This is a genomic window from Nocardia lijiangensis NBRC 108240, from assembly GCF_001613045.1.
GTDB lineage: Bacteria > Actinomycetota > Actinomycetes > Mycobacteriales > Mycobacteriaceae > Nocardia > Nocardia lijiangensis.
The window spans coordinates 1-16,463 of the sequence record NZ_BDBP01000130.1 but is presented as its reverse complement, the minus strand read 5'-3'; the positions used below and the strand labels follow the sequence as shown (position 1 = coordinate 16,463).

The 16,463-nt window shown below is 66.6% G+C and carries 13 protein-coding genes and 1 CRISPR repeat array; of the genes, 12 read left to right on the top strand and 1 reads right to left on the bottom strand.

All coding sequences use genetic code 11. The annotated features are described in order from the left end of the window. The first annotated feature begins 629 nt into the window (after window positions 1-629). The 10 genes from NL1_RS33415 (at window position 630) to NL1_RS33375 (ending at window position 13,956) form a co-directional block, all read left to right on the top strand. Complete coding sequence (locus NL1_RS33415; RefSeq protein WP_067848245.1) at window positions 630-3,386, top strand: CRISPR-associated helicase/endonuclease Cas3; 2,757 nt, start codon at window positions 630-632, stop codon at window positions 3,384-3,386. Further along, on the top strand, window positions 3,383-5,014 hold the full coding sequence (gene casA / locus NL1_RS33410; RefSeq protein WP_067848244.1) for a type I-E CRISPR-associated protein Cse1/CasA: 1,632 nt from the start codon (window positions 3,383-3,385) through the stop codon (window positions 5,012-5,014). The genes NL1_RS33415 and casA overlap by 4 nt, the downstream gene beginning before the upstream one ends. Next, entirely contained in the window at window positions 5,011-5,664 is a 654-nt protein-coding gene (gene casB, locus NL1_RS33405; RefSeq protein ID WP_067848242.1) for a type I-E CRISPR-associated protein Cse2/CasB, read from the top strand. The genes casA and casB overlap by 4 nt, the downstream gene beginning before the upstream one ends. 5 nt (window positions 5,665-5,669) lie before the next feature. Beyond that, window positions 5,670-6,794 carry a type I-E CRISPR-associated protein Cas7/Cse4/CasC gene (gene cas7e, locus NL1_RS33400; RefSeq protein ID WP_084511318.1) on the top strand — a complete coding sequence of 375 codons (1,125 nt, stop codon included), beginning with the start codon at window positions 5,670-5,672 and terminating at the stop codon, window positions 6,792-6,794. Continuing rightward, the gene (gene cas5e, locus NL1_RS33395; protein ID WP_067848237.1) at window positions 6,791-7,498 is read left to right on the top strand and encodes a type I-E CRISPR-associated protein Cas5/CasD; all 708 of its coding nucleotides are present in this window, start codon (window positions 6,791-6,793) and stop codon (window positions 7,496-7,498) included. Before cas7e ends, cas5e begins: the two co-directional genes overlap by 4 nt. Then, a complete protein-coding gene (cas6e, locus tag NL1_RS33390; RefSeq protein ID WP_067848234.1) occupies window positions 7,498-8,184 on the top strand; it encodes a type I-E CRISPR-associated protein Cas6/Cse3/CasE in 687 nt (228 codons plus the stop codon). Before cas5e ends, cas6e begins: the two co-directional genes overlap by 1 nt. Next, complete coding sequence (gene cas1e, locus NL1_RS33385; protein ID WP_067848231.1) at window positions 8,181-9,143, top strand: type I-E CRISPR-associated endonuclease Cas1e; 963 nt, start codon at window positions 8,181-8,183, stop codon at window positions 9,141-9,143. Before cas6e ends, cas1e begins: the two co-directional genes overlap by 4 nt. After that, a complete protein-coding gene (cas2e, locus tag NL1_RS33380) occupies window positions 9,137-9,511 on the top strand; it encodes a type I-E CRISPR-associated endoribonuclease Cas2e (RefSeq protein WP_067848228.1) in 375 nt (124 codons plus the stop codon). Before cas1e ends, cas2e begins: the two co-directional genes overlap by 7 nt. Window positions 9,512-10,020: 509 nt before the next feature. Continuing rightward, window positions 10,021-12,128: direct repeats of the CRISPR family, unit length 29 nt; unit sequence GTGCTCCCCGCGCGAGCGGGGATGAGCCC. Window positions 12,129-12,347: 219 nt separating this feature from the next. Continuing rightward, window positions 12,348-12,899 (top strand): transposase family protein, encoded by a 552-nt coding sequence (locus tag NL1_RS39820; RefSeq protein ID WP_245673704.1) that lies wholly within the window; start codon window positions 12,348-12,350, stop codon window positions 12,897-12,899. Then, the gene (locus NL1_RS33375) at window positions 12,802-13,956 is read left to right on the top strand and encodes an ISL3 family transposase (protein ID WP_245673703.1); all 1,155 of its coding nucleotides are present in this window, start codon (window positions 12,802-12,804) and stop codon (window positions 13,954-13,956) included. Before NL1_RS39820 ends, NL1_RS33375 begins: the two co-directional genes overlap by 98 nt. A gap of 100 nt (window positions 13,957-14,056) precedes the next feature. On the opposite strand, the gene NL1_RS33370 is transcribed toward NL1_RS33375, so the two are convergent. Then, window positions 14,057-14,632: a TetR/AcrR family transcriptional regulator gene (locus tag NL1_RS33370; RefSeq protein WP_067848225.1), complete on the bottom strand. Its 576-nt coding sequence runs from the start codon at window positions 14,630-14,632 to the stop codon at window positions 14,057-14,059. A gap of 70 nt (window positions 14,633-14,702) precedes the next feature. Here NL1_RS33370 and NL1_RS33365 point away from each other — a divergent pair, with 70 nt between their 5' ends. Next, entirely contained in the window at window positions 14,703-15,596 is an 894-nt protein-coding gene (locus NL1_RS33365; protein ID WP_067848222.1) for an NADP-dependent oxidoreductase, read from the top strand. A 494-nt stretch (window positions 15,597-16,090) separates the two neighbouring features. Beyond that, window positions 16,091-16,463 (top strand): hypothetical protein (locus tag NL1_RS33360; protein ID WP_156095161.1); only part of this gene is annotated, 373 nt, incomplete at its 3' end.

Genomic DNA, 16,463 nt, shown 5'->3' with positions numbered 1-16,463 from the left:
AGCACGCCGACACCGAGTCCGGCGGCGAATGCGTGCTCCCCGCGCGAGCGGGGATGAGCCCCGGCGCACCTTGGTCCGCCGGGGCGGCGAGGTGTGCTCCCCGCGCGAGCGAGGATGAGCCCAGCAGCGTCACAGGTCCACCACCTCGGCGACGGTGCTCCCCGCGCGAGCCGGGATGAGCCCTTCATGTGGTTCACCAACCCCGGCAACGACTTGTCCTCCCCGCGTGAGCGGGGATGAGCCCTCGGCAAAACGAACATTGGTGTCGTGCAACGCGTGCTCCCCGCGCGAGCGGGGATGAGCCCAAGTGGCGCGGCACCGCTAACGAGCGCGCCACGTACTCCTCGCGCGAGCGGGGATGAGCCCGAGAGCACCTTGTGCGGGTAGGTGTCATCGACGTGCTCCCCCGCGCGAGCGGGGATGAGCCCCGCTGTCGGACAGCGCTTTCCGCTGCCTGATCGTGCTCCCTGCGCGGGCGGGGATGAGCCCTGGTAGGACGGACCTCTCGCGTTACATGGCCTGCGCGAGTAGCGGCTTTCCGACGAATTCTTGTGGGCGCGTGTAGCTGTCGGTGGGTTTGGGTATGGTCGGCTCTCGCGTTGGTCGGGTGGGTTCGCGGAAGGGGAGTGATGGTTTCGTCGGCGGTGCTGTCTGCGTGGGCTAAGAGTGATCGTGCTGGTGGCAGTCTGTCGCTTTTTCGGCATTCGGCTGATTCGGCGGCGGTGGCGGGTTTGGTGTGGGATCACTGGTTGCCGCAGCATGTTCGGTTGTTGCTGGCTGGTGGTCTGCCTGGGGGCTTGTTGGATGCGCGGGTGTTGTTCTGCTGGCTCGCGGGTTTGCATGACGTGGGCAAGCTGACCCCGTGTTTCGCGTGTCAGGTCCCGGAGTTGTTCGATGTGATGCATGATCACGGGTTGCCGGCGGCGGGTGTGCCGGTGGATCGGAAGTTGTTGCCGCACGGGCTGGCCGGGCAGATTGTTGTGGAGAAGTTCCTGGTCGGGCTGGGTTGGTCGAAGCGGGTGGCAGCGACGTATGCGGTGGTGGTCGGTAGCCATCATGGTGTCCCGCCGACGGTGGGGCAGATTCAGGCTGCCAACACTGGCGGGCGTTCGTTGTGGGGTGGGCAGCAGTGGGCTGATGCTCGCAGCGAGCTGATCGAGTTCGTGACCGAACGGACCGGTGCTGCGGATCGGGTGGCTGATTGGGCCGGGGTCCGGTTGTCGATCATGCAGCAGGTGTTGTTGACGGCGGCGGTGATCGTGACCGATTGGATCGCGAGCAACCAAGAGCTGTTTCCGCTGGATAGTGAGCGGGCGTCGAGTATCGAAGCCGCGAAGGCGTGGAAACTGCTGGGTTTGCCTGCGGCTTGGTCCCCGGCCGGGGCGGCTACGGATTCGACGGCTGCCCGGCAGGAGTTGTTCCGGTCGCGGTTCGCGCGTGAGGATCCGATGCGGCCCCTGCAGGAGGAATGCCTGCGGATCGCTTGTGAGTTGCCGGAGCCGGGATTGCTGATCGTCGAGGCGCCGATGGGGGAGGGGAAGACCGAAGCCGCGTTGCTTGCCGCCGAGGTTCTTGCTGAAAGGTTCGGCGCCGGTGGAGTTTTCATCGCGTTGCCGACGATGGCGACCTCGGATGCGATGTTCGCGAGGGTGCGTCAGTGGGTTGACGAGGTGTCGGGAAGGCCCGGCAGCATGGTGCTGGCGCACGGCAAGGCGGCGTTGAACGAGGAGTATGCGCAGCTGAAGCGGCAGAGCTTTGTCGATATCGGGTCGGACTGCGATGACAGCGCTGTGCTTGCCCATGGCTGGTTCGTCGGTAAGAAGGGGCCGCTGGCCAATTTCGTTGTGGGCACGATCGATCAGGTCCTGCGAGGTGCGCTCAAGTCCCGTCACGTGATGCTGCGGCATCTGGGTTTGGCGAACAAGGTCGTGGTGATCGACGAGGTTCACGCCGCCGACAGTTACATGTCGACCTATCTGTGTCGTGTCCTGGAATGGCTTGGCGCCTACCGGGTTCCGGTGCTGTTGCTGTCGGCGACGCTGCCACCGGCGCAGCGTGCAGCCCTGCTGGATGCTTATCAGCGTGGCCGCCCGGCCGTGTCGGAGCCTGTCGATGCCGCCTCGGTGGGTTATCCCGCGGTGTCGGTATGGCCTCATGCCGGTTTGTCCTGCGCAGTGTCGCCGTCGGGCCGTTCGATCGACGGTATCGAGGTCGATTTCATCGATGACGACGCTGAGGCGTTGACCGGTCGGATGGCGGAGGTTCTCGCTGAGGGTGGGACTGCGGGGGTGGTGTGTAATACGGTTGCCCGCGCTCAGCACTTGTTCGATGTGATGACCGCAGTCGGCGGGTTCGACGCCGGTGAGGTGTTGCTGCTGCATTCGCGATTTGTGTCGGTGGATCGTGCACGGTATGAGAGGCGGTTGCGCAGGCTGCTCGGTCCGCCGGGTACCGGTGATCGGCCCCAGCGGTTGGTTGTCATCGGTACCCAGGTGATCGAGCAGTCCCTCGACATCGATGTCGATCTGCTGGTGACCGACCTGGCGCCAGTGGACCTGATTCTGCAGCGGATCGGCCGGCTGCACCGCCACCTGCGTTCGGGCCGCCCTGCACGGGTGAGCCGTCCACGTTGCTGGGTCCGCGGCGCGGACTGGGCGCCGGTTCCTCCGAAGCTGGACAAAGGGTGTGAAAAGATCTACGGCCGAGCGCGTTTGCTGTGTGCGGCTGCGGTACTGACCGCCAAGCAGTCGCCGGGGATCACCGTTCCGGCTGACATTCCCGCCCTGGTGGCCGATGCCTACGCCGATCGTTTCGCTGTTCCCGCCGGCTGGGAGGAGGTCTTCGCAGAAGCCGAGGCCGCGTGGGCGCTTCATGTGGCCGATCAGCGTAAACGCGCCGGTGACTATCTGCTCGGCTCACCGAACACCGAGAATCCGACCATACGTGACTGGCTGGTGGCCGGGGTGCGAGACGATGCCGACGGTGTCGGTGGTCAAGCACAGGTGCGTGATGCCGAGGACAGCATCGAAGCGATCGTCGTCCAGCGCGTCGGTGACGAGATCCGCGTGCTGCCGGACATCCCGGACGAGGGCGGCCGGGTCGTTCCCACCGATGACTGCCCCGAGCCGCGGCTGGCGAAAACGCTGGCGCAGTGCACCATCCGGCTGCCCGCTTTCCTGACCCGCTACGACCGGATGAACACAGTGCTGCGGACACTCGAGGACACGTTCTATCCGGGCTGGCAGCAATCACATTGGCTGGCAGGCGAACTCGTTCTCGAACTGGACGAGGACCTCAGCACCGAGTTGGCCGGGCACCTGTTGACCTATGACCCCATCCGGGGACTGGACGTGGCAGCGACGAAGGAAACGGACACCCAGCGATGACGACGGCAACAGCAGGATTGAACCTCGTCGACGACCCGTGGATCGAGGTCGTCGACCGGTCGGCGACAGTCGAGCTGCTCTCCGTGCGTGAGGTCATGCATCAAGCACCGGACCTGTCCGGCATCGTCGGAGAGGTACCCACCCAATCGTTCGCGATCCTGCGCGTGTTGCTAGCGATCCTACGGCGCAGCATCGCCGACCGGACCGGGTCGGCGGTGGATGTGTGGGCCTCGCTGTGGGAGCGCGAGGACCTGCCGGTCGCCGAGATCGACACCTACCTCGACACCCACCGGGCACGCTTCGAGCTGTTCGACCCGCTGGCACCCTTCTTCCAAGTCGCCGCGTTGAAAGCGGCCGGGGATGGGGTCGGGCCGCTGGACAAGCTGATCGCCGACGTGCCCAACGGAGTCAAATACTTCACCACCCGCGCCGGCCGACACCTGCAGCAGATCGACTTCGCCGAGGCCGCCCGATGGCTGGTCCACGCACACGGGTTCGACCCGTCCGGCATCAAGACCGGCGCGATCGACGACCCGCGGGTGAAGAACAACAAGGGCTATCCCATCGGCGTCGGCTTCGCCGGGGCGTTGGGGGGTGTGTTCCTCGAAGGCGCGACCCTGCGCGAAACACTGCTGCTGAACCTCGTACTGCTCGATATCAACGGCCAGCGTTACCGCCCCGACGATCTCCCGGTGTGGGAACGCGAACCCGACGGCCCCGGCGTGCGGGCCGAACCGTTGCCGACGGGACCGGCGGACCTGGCCACCTGGCAGAGCCGCCGAATCCGGTTGGTAGCCAACGATAACCAGGTCACCGGTGTCGTGCTGTGCAACGGCGATCCTGTCGAACCGTTCAACCAGCACCTGCTCGAACCGATGAGCGGCTGGCGCTACAGCGACATCCAAACCAAAAAGGCCGGCGGCAAGACACGGCATTACCCCCGCCCCCACGATCCGGAACGGTCACTGTGGCGGGGAATGAGCTCGATGCTCGACGACCTCGCCAAACCCGAGCCGACCGCGGGTTACGACATCACCGCCGGTGTCGTGCACTGGGCACAGCGACTGGTGGTCGATGACGTACTGGAACCCACCCATCCGATTCGCTTGCACGCGGTGGGCATGCACTACATCAACCAGCAATCCGTCGTCGGAGAGGTCGTCGACGACACCATCGGGTTCCGTGTCGGATTGCTGTCCAACCCCACCCTGCGCTCAAGCGCTGTTCGAGCTGTCGACAGCGCCGAGGAAGCAGTCTCGGCGTTGAGCGGCTTGGCAGCGAATCTGACACGCGCAGCCGGAGGCGACCCGGACGGGCCGCGGGCTCGGACACGCGAAGAAGGCTACTTCGCGCTGGAAGCACCATTCCGGCGGTGGCTGGCCGGCCTGGATCCACGCAACGACACCTTCGACGACGAGATCCGCACCTGGCATCGCATTGTGCGCCCGATCATCGACCAACTCGCTGCCGACGCCCTGAACTCGGCTGGCAAGCCCGCCTGGGTCGGACGACAGACCGATACCGGGTGGCTCGACTCCGGGCGTGCCTCGCAGATCTACCAGGCCCAGCTTCGCAAGGCCGTGCCGAACGCCTTCGAACACACCCATGACGACGGAGACCCCGCATGACCTCGACACAACCGACCTACACCGACAAGGTCAACGCTCTCGAAGAATATGTCCACCACAGTATTTCGGGACGCCAAGCCGCATACGGCCGCCGCGACAGCGACGCACTGGCAGCCATGGCAAATCTCCGCCGCGGTATCGGCACCCCTGTCGGCCGACTGCCCGAGCTGTGGGCGCTCACGCTCAAAGACATGCCTGAAGTGTTGTGCGACCCGTCTTCGTTGAATGTCGACGAACGCGCCGGGGCATCGACGGCGTGGGAGCGGGCTGTCCATCACACCCTGACGCTGCATGCTCTGCACCAACAGTCGCGTACCCAGCCGATGCATCGACGCGACCGCGGCAGCCTGGGACGGGCGGTGCGGCGCCTGGGCGCCTCCGCCGGTGCCGAAGACGCGGTGCGGTCCCGATTCCATGTCATCGGCACCGCCCAGGACCACGACGCACGATTGACACACCTGCGTGGGCTGATCGGTCAGCTGCGTGCATTCGAAATCCCGCTCGACTACGCCCGTCTCGCGGTCGATCTGTACAAGCTCGACACCGGGCGATACGCCGATCAGGTTCTGCTCTCGTGGGGGCGCGACTACCACCGCAATCCCGCATCGACCACCGATTCCGCTACCTCTGAAACCGGAGACAACCAGTGACCCGCATGTTCGTCGACGTCCACATCCTGCAGACCGTCCCCCCGTCCAACATCAACCGCGACGACACCGGCAGCCCCAAGACCGCGGTCTACGGTGGCGTGCGCCGCGCGCGGGTGTCGAGCCAGGCATGGAAACGCGCCACCCGCAAGATGTTCGGCGAACTGGTCGATCCAGCGACCTTGGGTGTGCGCACCAAAAGGGTCGTGGAGCTGGTCGCCGAACGCATCGGCACCGCCGTGGAGGACCCAGCGGCCGCGGCAGCGCAGGTGATCAAGGAAGCCGGCATCAAACTCGAGAAACCGGCCGCGAAGAAGAAGGGCAAGGAAGAGAGCGCCGCCGAGCCGGTCGATCTGCTCGAACAGTCCAAGTATCTGCTGTTTTTGAGTGCGGCGCAGATCGATCGGCTCGCGCAGCTGGCGATCGACACCGCCACGACCGGGGTGTCGGACAAGGCGGCGGCCAAAGCTGCCGCCAACGGCGCCGACAGCATCGACGTCGCCCTGTTCGGTCGCATGGTGGCCGACTCCGCGGACCTCAACGTCGACGCCGCCGCCCAGGTCGCCCACGCATTGAGTGTGCACTCGGTCAACAACGAGTTCGACTACTTCACCGCTGTCGACGACCGCGCACCCGAAGACAACGCCGGCGCCGGGATGATCGGCGTGGTCGAGTTCAACTCCTCCACCCTGTACCGGTACGCCACCGTCAACGTCGGACTGCTCGCCGAGAATCTCGGCGACGACGAAGCGACCGCGGTCGCGGTCGCGAACTTCCTGACCGCGTTCGTGCGCAGCATGCCCACCGGTAAGCAGAACACCTTCGCCAACCGCACCCTGCCCGACGCGGTCGTGGTCAGCGTGCGCACCGATCAGCCGGTGAACCTGGTGACCGCGTTCGAATCACCGGTCGACGCACTGGGCACCGCCAGATCGGCAGGCGCGGCCAAACAGCTGCTGGAACGCTATCGTGCCCTCGAAACCGCCTACGGCACCAGCGAAGCAACCAACTATGTCGTTGTCGCCGCCAACGGACTCGAGGTCCTCTCCGAACTGGCCACCCCTGCCTCGTTGAGTTCGGTGGTCGACCAGGTCGCTGCTCAGGTGCGTGACGCACTCGGCGTGGCATCGTGAGCGTTCTGCTGCTCAAACTCGCTGCGCCCCTGCAGTCCTGGGGTGTGGCAAGTAGGTTCACCCGCCGCGAAACCCAGCAGTACCCGTCCAAAAGCGGGGTGCTGGGCCTGATCTGCGCCGCCAAGGGTCGACGCCGCACCGATCAGATCGAAGACGAACTGATTCAACTCGGATTCGGGGTCCGCATCGACCAGCAGGGCACACTCGTGCGCGACTTCCAGGTCGCGCGCAGCCTCGACGGCCGCGAAAGCTACCCACTGTCCTACCGCTACTACCTCGCCGACGCGGTGTTCGTGGCCGCGATCCACGGAGACCGCCAGCTCCTGGAAGGGATCCGGGACGCGTTGGCGGCCCCCACCTTCCCGCTCTACCTCGGCCGCCGATCCTGCCCGGTCACCGAACCACTGGTCATCGGCGACATCACCGACCAGACCTTGCCCAACGCGTTGTCCGGCACCCCGTGGCAGGCCTCATCCTGGTACCGCAAACGGCAACCCGCCACGGTGCACCTGCCGATCTACCGCGACCTGCTGCCCGGCGACCCCGACGAAGCCCTGCAAGAACGCGTCCGCGACGTACCCCTGGACTTCGATCCCGAACGCCGCGAATACGGGTGGCGTTGCGTGGTCACCGGTGCGGTCGAGATCACCAACCCCGAGGGCACCAAACGCCACGACCCGTTCGCCGCGCTGGGAGGCGCCTGATGTACCTGTCGCGAATTCCGCTCAACCCCGCGCGCAAAGGCACTCGCCTGTTCGTCACCTCGCCCCAGATCACCCACGCCGCGGTGATGACTTCCTTCCCTCCCTCCGACCACGTCGACGACGCCGGCTCCACCGAGAACGGTCGGATCCTGTGGCGAATCGACCGCGCCGAGAACACCATTCACCTCTACGTCGTCTCACCGACACGGCCGGACTTCACCCACATCGTCGAGCAAGCCGGCTGGCCGACCACCACTACGTGGGCCACCCGCGACTACCGCGACCTGCTCGACGACCTCGCCACCGGACAGCGATGGCACTTCCGGCTCACCGCCAATCCGGTGCGCCGCGCCATGGATCGTCAACGCAACGACTCAACCGAACGCGGCCGAACCACCGGCCTCGACTCCGGCGGCCAACTGCAATGGCTGCAGCGCAAAGCCGCCGATCACGGATTCGAGCTCGGGCAATGCGTCAGCGGTGACAGCAAGGAACCCGACGTCATCATCACCGACCGCAGATCGGTCACCTTCCAACGCCACTCCCACACGGTGTCGTTGTCGATCGCCACCTTCGAAGGCACCCTGCAGGTCACCGACCCGCAGCGGCTGCGTGGCGCCCTCGCCGGTGGGATCGGCCGCGCAAAAGGCTACGGCTGCGGGCTGCTCACCCTGGCGCCGGCGTGAAAGATATCCCCGGCGCGCGGCCGCCGCGGATCGGTGAACTCGTCCGCGCACGGGATCGCCTGTCGTTCATCTACATCGAACGCGCCACCGTGCACCGCGATGCCAACGCGATCACCTCCACCGACGAACGCGGAGTCGTCCACATCCCAGCCGCAGCCATCGGCGCCCTGCTGCTCGGCCCGGGCACCCGCGTCACCCACCAGGCGATGATACTGCTCGCCGAAAGCGGATCCACCGTCGTCTGGGTGGGCGAGCGCGGCGTGCGCTACTACGCGCACGGCCGGTCCCTGGCACGCAGCTCGCGCCTGCTCGAAGCCCAAGCAGCAGCCGTATCGAACCAGACCACCCGGCTGCGCGTCGCCCGGCAGATGTATGAGATGCGGTTTCCCGGCGAGGACGTCACCGGACTGACCATGCAGCAACTGCGTGGACGTGAAGGCGCCCGCGTCCGCCGCGTCTACCACGAACACGCCCAGCGCACCGGCATCGAATGGCAACGCCGCGACTACAACCCGAACGACTTCGCCGCCTCCGACCTGGTCAACCAAGCCCTCTCCGCAGCCACCACCTGCCTGTACGGAGTCGCCCACGCGGTCATCGTCGCTCTGGGCTGCTCACCGGGACTGGGATTCGTCCACACAGGTCACGAGCGGTCATTCGTATTCGACCTGGCCGACTTGTACAAGGCCGAGTATGCGATCCCGGCCGCGTTCGACGCCGCAGCCACCGTCGAAGCCGAAGGCGGCGACGACATCGGGGGAGTCACCCGTCGCGCTGTCCGCGACGCGGTCCACGCCGGAAACCTGCTGGCACGCTGCTGTTCCGACATCTACACCCTGCTCCTGCCCGACAGCCACGGCGACGCCGAGGAATGGGACAGCGACGTCGTGGAACTGTGGGACCGCAAAGGCAATCTCGCGGCCGGAATCTCCTACACCGACGAGGACCCGCCGTGGTAGTGCTGGTTCTCACCGCGTGCCCGGCTGGGCTTCGCGGGCACCTCACCCGCTGGTTCCTCGAGATCAGCCCCGGCGTGTTCGTCGGGGTCGTCAGTGCCCGCGTGCGAGACCTCGCCTGGCAGAGGGTGGTCGAGCTCTGCAAAGACGGCCGCGCCATCATGATCCACACCACCCGCGGCGAACAACGCCTCGCGTTCAAAACCCATCGCCATGACTGGGAACCGATCGACATCGACGGAATCCACCTCATGCTCCGACCCCACACCAGCGACGCCAAAACCGGTGGAGCACGACCGGGTTGGAGCAAAGCCAGCCGATACCGGCGCGCACACCAGAGCAGACGGTCACAACCCGGCGCGCCCGATTGACCTCGTTGGGGCATCTTCCGGCGCAGGTCCATCTCTGAGCCGTGGTGCACTTGGAGTGGTAGGCGCGCCTGCCCAACCGACGACTCGATGTCGTTGCATGGTTGTCGCCCCGCAAAGGTGCCAGGCCGCTCTCCAGGATTTGGTCGACTCGAGACAGCATGGTGCTGGCAAGATGGGGAAGGTGGTCTCCTCATGAGGGAATGGCCACTCGCGCCATGACAATGTCTACTTGCGTCCAGCGCGGATGGGTTGTGATGTGGCAGGAGCACCGCCGCCGCCGCCGGTTCGCCTTCCTTGTACAGGCGAACTCCCGGCGTCCGGAGGGAGGTCAGCCCAATAGAGGTTTCAGCACTCACACGGGGTGAGCCCTGGACTTTGTTTGTGGGGTGCCGCTCGCGCCAAAGTGCAGGGCGGCCCAGGGCCGACGCGAGATTGTTCGACGAGCGAGAGATCGGTTGAAAGTGAATGAAAATCGGCTCCCCGCTCAACAAACAGCCAGGTCAATTAGTGTGCTCCCCGCGCGAGCGGGGATGAGCCCGGATATCCGCGAACTGGGTTTACGACGGCCTCGGTGCTCCCCGCGCGAGCGGGGATGAGCCCCATCCGACGTGCACGTCATTGTGTGCGATTTCGTGCTCCCCGCGCGAGCGGGGATGAGCCCGCGACACCGATCGACGGCGCGACGAAGGCACCGTGCTCCCCGCGCGAGCGGGGATGAGCCCCGTGGGTGCGGTGCGCCCGTGCGAGCTGCCGAGTGCTCCCCGCGCGAGCGGGGATGAGCCCTGAACGCCGATCTGCTGCCCCACGTGAGCGGACGTGCTCCCCGCGCGAGCGGGGATGAGCCCCCGCGGGCGCTATCGGTCCGCGATGGCCGTGAGTGCTCCCCGCGCGAGCGGGGATGAGCCCGTCTGGTACATCCCGCAGATCGGTGGGCCGAAGTGCTCCCCGCGCGAGCGGGGATGAGCCCCCGATCCCCGGCACCGATGTCGAGCTCACCGCGTGCTCCCCGCGCGAGCGGGGATGAGCCCTCGCCCGCGAGAACGGCCTGTAGCCCGGCGGAGTGCTCCCCGCGCGAGCGGGGATGAGCCCGCGGTGCCCGCGCCGGTGGCGAACAGCAGCTCGTGCTCCCCGCGCGAGCGGGGATGAGCCCCTGCGTAACTGACATCTCGCGTTCCTGGTTCTGTGCTCCCCGCGCGAGCGGGGATGAGCCCCGAGACGTCATCAGGTGGGAGCCGATACGTCGGTGCTCCCCGCGCGAGCGGGGATGAGCCCACTGGCATCGGAGAACGCATCAAAGCTGAGCGGTGCTCCCCGCGCGAGCGGGGATGAGCCCGAGAAACTGGCCCTCACCGTCAGCGAGGTCGCGTGCTCCCCGCGCGAGCGGGGATGAGCCCCATTGCGGGAACAGCTCTGGTCGGGGCACTGGGTGCTCCCCGCGCGAGCGGGGATGAGCCCCCACTGCCGGAACAGTCGGTCGCCAGAGCGCAGTGCTCCCCGCGCGAGCGGGGATGAGCCCGGTGCCCTCATCGACACGGTGCGCCAGGACACGTGCTCCCCGCGCGAGCGGGGATGAGCCCGGCGTCTGGTGGTACGACTTCGCCCACGAATTGTGCTCCCCGCGCGAGCGGGGATGAGCCCGAACGCCGATGCGCTCAGGTCCGAAGAGTTCGGTGCTCCCCGCGCGAGCGGGGATGAGCCCTGCTCAAGGAAGGCGTGGACGACGAGACCGCGGTGGTGCTCCCCGCGCGAGCGGGGATGAGCCCACGTGCCCGTCGGGGGTGTAGCGGTAGCCGTAGTGCTCCCCGTGCGAGCGGGGATGAGCCCGCATCGCGAAGATGCCGCCCGAGCACGAATCGGTGCTCCCCGCGCGAGCGGGGATGAGCCCGTGTTCTCACCGCTCGGGGACGTGCCTTCGTGGTGCTCCCCGCGCGAGCGGGGATGAGCCCATGTGGTTTGGATTGTCCAGCGCCCGCACGTTGTGCTCCCCGCGCGAGCGGGGATGAGCCCTGCTACACAATCAAGTCGTTGCCAGCGCTTAAGTGCTCCCCGCGCGAGCGGGGATGAGCCCACCTCGCCGGGGCGGCATATGCTCATCACCATGTGCTCCCCGCGCGAGCGGGGATGAGCCCGCTTCAGCTACGAACTGTCGGCGACTGGACGCGTGCTCCCCGCGCGAGCGGGGATGAGCCCTACACCGGATTCACGCTCGGGAATGTCACCTTGTGCTCCCCGCGCGAGCGGGGATGAGCCCGCGATGCCGGGTCGGCCGCGCGCACCGGGCGAGTGCTCCCCGCGCGAGCGGGGATGAGCCCTTTGTCCAACACCGCTTGGATATTGTCAGCCTGTGCTCCCCGCGCGAGCGGGGATGAGCCCGGCGGCCGGTCCCGGGGGTGGGGCGACCCCGTGTGCTCCCCGCGCGAGCGGGGATGAGCGCGCGATCCTTACGCCACGCGGCGCGCTGAGCTGGTGCTCCCCGCGCGAGCGGGGATGAGCCCATCGGGCGGTACTTGGGGAACAGGAGCGCCTCGTGCTCCCCGCGCGAGCGGGGATGAGCCCCCGGCCGGATCAGCACTGCAATCGCTGTGGTGGTGCTCCCCGCGCGAGCGGGGATGAGCCCGAGATGGACGAGATGACCCGCGAGGCTGCCCGGTGCTCCCCGCGCGAGCGGGATGAGCCCCCGCAGGCGTCAATGTGCTTGGACCACTTGCATGTCGCTTCCGCCTGAAGGCTGGTTCTGTCCCACTTTTCGTGATCTACCCGTCCGTTATGCATAGGGGCGCTCGGTGTTCGGGCGGTTGATGATCGATTGTGTTGCTGGTGTTCTGATCTCGGGCTGATGGCAGTGCTGTTCCCGCATTTGGACGGTTTGCGTGTCGGTGGTGTCCATGTGGCCGGTCGCGTCGTCCGGATCGAGGCCACCACCGGCGATGTTCCGGTCGTCTGCCCCGGATGTTCAGTGTCGTCATCGCGGGTGCACAGCCGTTACCAGCGTCGGTTGTCCGACACGGCGATCGCGGGCCGGGAAGTGTTGATCAGGTTGCGGGTCCGACGTCTGTTCTGCGGCAATACCGATTGCAGCCGAAAGACTTTCGCCGAGCAGGTCCCAGCCGTGGCGGCCAGGCATGCTCGCCGTACTGTGGTATCGCAACGAGTGTTGGGCGCAGCCGCGTTGGCGTTGGGTGGTCGTGCTGGAGCTCGTTTGACCCGACATCTGGCGATTTCGGTGAGCCGGATGACGCTGTTGCGGCAGATCCGGGCGTTGCCCGGATCCGGTCCGACCAACGCCGCGAGTGCTCGGGGTGGACGATTTCGCGCTGCGCCGCGGACATCATTACGGGACGATCCTGATCGACATCGAGTCGCGCCGCCCGGTCGAGGTGCTCGGTGATCGCACAGCGGATACCCTCGCGGCCTGGCTACAAGACCATCCAGGGGTCGAGATCGTTTGCCGAGACCGCGCCGGCGCCTACGCCGACGGCGCGACCGTCTGTGCACCGGACGCGTTGCAGGTCGCCGATCGCTGGCATATCTGGAACAACCTCGCCACTGCGGTCGAACGAACCGTCGCGCGCCACCGAACCCACCTGAGCGCGGCAGTCTCCGCCGACCCCGGCGAGGGCACTCGGCAGCCGCAGATCGCCACCGGCCCCGCACAACCGACCACTACCGTCCCGGAGCCGCGCGAGCGGGCCGACCGCACAGCCATCCGAACCCGACAGCGGCACACCGAAATCCACTCGCTGATCGCCGAGGGCAACAGCATCCGGGCGATCTGCACGAAACTGGGCCTGCCACGCGGAACGGTCCGGCGCTTCGCTCGCGCCGCGACGGCCGAAGAACTTCTGGTCAACAATGGCACCGGCTATCGGCCCAGCATGCTCGACGAATTCAAGCCCTACTTGCATCTGCGGTGGGCCGAAGGCTGCACGAACGCCACGCAGCTATTCGACGAGATCACCGCCCGCGGCTGTCGAGGCCGCGCGAACCTCGTCCGCGCCTATCTGCGCCCGCTCCGGATCGGGCAGCCCGTTGCCGAGTCGGTCATCAAGCCGCGCGCGGTCAGGCGGGTTGTGGGCTGGCTCATGACCGACCCCGCCGCCCTCGATCCGGCCGACACTCAACGCTTGGACGCGATCCTGACGTTCAGCCCGGCACTGGCGTGCCTGGCCGGGCATGTTCAATCGTTCGCCACCATCCTCTGCCAGCTTCGCGGGCGCGACCTCGAGCGCTGGATGAAAGCCGTCGACGCGGACGACCAACCTGCGCTGCAGTCTTTCGTCCGCGGTCTGCGCCAAGACCAGGACGCCGTCACCGCCGGCCTGTCACTGCAATGGAACAGCGGGCCGGTCGAAGGCCCGGTCAACCGGATCAAGATGATCGAACGCCAGATGTTCGGCCGCGCCAAACCTGACCTACTCCGAAAGCGAATTCTGCTGAGCAACTGACGAATCGGCGGGCCAATCACGAAAAGTGGGACAGAACCTGAACCTTGACCCGTCTGGTCCGCTTGGGTTCAGAAGTGACCCACCCGGGGTCGAACGCGCTCTAACTAGCGGTGACCTTCCAGGCCGCCGCGATCATCCGGAAGATCTCGTCGACCGCGGCGTCCGGATCGGCCGCCTCACGGGCGATTGAGAAGGCGTCGATCACGAACCTCGCGATTGTCCGGCAGGCCGTTGGGGTCTGTGCCAGGTCGGGATCGGCTGCGATAGCTGTTGCCAGCGACTCGGCATGGCGCAGCCTCATCGACTCCTCGTACTGCCGCAGGGCAGGTGATCGGTCGATCATGCGCCAGATCGGGGCAGCGCCTTCGGCCGCGCAATGTCGTAGCAGGGCCTGGATCTCGTGGCGCAACGCGGGGATGAGCGGCTCGTGTGGGGCCCGGTCGGTGACCGCCTGCGTGAGGCGTTGCTCGAAGTCTTCGTCGTGCTGGAACACCAGAGCCTCTTTCGAGGCGAAATGGGAGAAAAGCGTGGTGACAGCTACGTCGGCCTCGGCGGCCACGTCACGGATGCCCACCGCGTCGTACCCGCGTTCCAGGAAGAGCCGCAGGGCGGTGTCGGCGATCTTCTGGCGGGTCGCGGCCTTCTTGCGCTCACGACGTCCGGGCGGCGCGGTCATGCTTTAACACTAACAGATGCAAATACACAACGGTTACAAAACACTATCTGTTAGTGTTATGTTCGGTCGTATGAAGAGAGTGAGCTTCGCCGAGTTCGGCGGTCCGGACGTTCTGCAGCTCGTCGACGCCGAGGAGCCCCACGCGGGCCCCGGTCAGGTACGCATCGCCGTGCGGGCAGCGGGGGTGAACCCCCACGACTGGCGGGTCCGTGAAGGCCAGTTCCAGAAGACTCATCCGATCGAATTGCCCGCCGGAGTCGGGCTCGACGCCTCCGGGGTGGTGGACGAGGTCGGCGTGGGCGTCGAAGGAGTCGCGATCGGCGACCACGTGTTCGGCGAAGGCTCGAGCACCTACGCCGAGTTCGCTGTGCTGTCGGCCTGGGCCCGGATGCCCGAGGGTCTGACATTCGAAGAGGCGGCCGGGTACCCCTCCGTGGTGGAGACAGCGCTGCGCATCATCGGCCAGGTCGGTGTGCGGTCCGGACAGACGCTGCTGGTCAGCGGTGCGTCCGGGGGAGTCGGATCCGCGGTGCTGCAGATTGCCCGCGTCCGCGGCATCACGGTGATCGGCACCGCTGGGGCCGCGAACCAGGACTATCTCCGCGGCCTGGGTGCCCTCGCCACGACCTACGACGCGGGCTGGGTCGAGCGGGTGTGCCAGCTCGGCCAGGTCGACGCAGCTCTCGATCTGGCCGGCTCGGGCGTGATCGGTCAGCTCGTCGAGCTGACCGGAGATCCGCAGAAGGTGATCTCCATCGCCGATCTCGGTGCGCCCGAGCACGGTGTCCGATTCTCCGGCGTGGCCGGGAGCGTGTCGGAAGCACTCGCCGAGGCCGCCGACCTTATCTCGGGGGGAAAGCTCCACATCCCGGTCGAGAAGTCGTACACGCTCGCCGAGGCCGCGGCGGCGCACATCGACAGCCATGCCGGTCACACGCGCGGGCGCCGGGTCATGGTCGTCTGAGCTGTTTCCCCGCAGGTGCACGGCCTGACAAGCTGAATTCCTCGGCGGTGGTGAACGTGCTTCCCCATCACGTGGTTGGCGTTGCGGCACAGAATGTCCGTGCGCGCATGGCCGTCCCAACCCGGCTCGCCGGGAATCCTCGTCCGGTGGCAGAGCTCGTGGGCATCGGTCCACGACCGGGCCGTATGGTTCCCGGTCGATCAGCGCGCGCCCGCGCCGGGGCGCATGCGCCAGGAACACCCCGGTTCGGTAGGTGTCGGTGCGGCCATGTGTCGTTGTCGAGCGGGGCGCGATGTCCACATTCATCTACCCGATGGTTAACCGCAGGTGTCCGAACGGTGGTTCGGATCGCGCACGGCCAGCAGTATCCGATCTCTCGTGGTTGGGTGTCCGCCAGGAGAGGCTGAACGGGTAGGAGTGGGATGTCGTCGGGTGGGCCTGGTTTCGATCAGACGGAGTGGTCTGGGTTGTTGAAGGGTGCGCGGGACGGTCGGTTGAAGTTGTTGAATGTGGATGCGGGGGCGTTGCGGAAGCTTGTGGATGCGTGTCAAGCGTTTGTGGCTGATATTTTGGGGTTGATCGAGTCGTCGGGGCGGGATTTCGTGGTGCTCGAGTGGGTGTATGACAATAAGAAGGATGGGTCGCACGGCAAGGTCAGGCCGACTGTGACGACGTTGTCGAGTATGGGGTTGTTGTTCGAGAAGTTCGATCGTAAGCGGACGCTTGAGCTGGTGGATGTTCTGCGGAATCATCAGGCGATCGTCACGGTGATGGCGAATACTTTTCATGAGGCGCAGAAGTCGTATAGTTCGACCGATGACGATAATGCGGGTATGTTCCGGGTTCCGGGGGCGGGGACCGATCATC

Coding starts and splice junctions, on each gene's coding strand:
- casA (WP_067848244.1), top strand. CDS start 3,383: ATGACGACGGCAACAGCAGGATTGAACCTCGTCGACGACCCGTGGATC.
- NL1_RS33415 (WP_067848245.1), top strand. CDS start 630: ATGGTTTCGTCGGCGGTGCTGTCTGCGTGGGCTAAGAGTGATCGTGCT.
- NL1_RS39820 (WP_245673704.1), top strand. CDS start 12,348: ATGGCAGTGCTGTTCCCGCATTTGGACGGTTTGCGTGTCGGTGGTGTC.
- cas6e (WP_067848234.1), top strand. CDS start 7,498: ATGTACCTGTCGCGAATTCCGCTCAACCCCGCGCGCAAAGGCACTCGC.
- cas7e (WP_084511318.1), top strand. CDS start 5,670: ATGTTCGTCGACGTCCACATCCTGCAGACCGTCCCCCCGTCCAACATC.
- casB (WP_067848242.1), top strand. CDS start 5,011: ATGACCTCGACACAACCGACCTACACCGACAAGGTCAACGCTCTCGAA.
- NL1_RS33365 (WP_067848222.1), top strand. CDS start 14,703: ATGAAGAGAGTGAGCTTCGCCGAGTTCGGCGGTCCGGACGTTCTGCAG.
- NL1_RS33370 (WP_067848225.1), bottom strand. CDS start 14,632: ATGACCGCGCCGCCCGGACGTCGTGAGCGCAAGAAGGCCGCGACCCGC.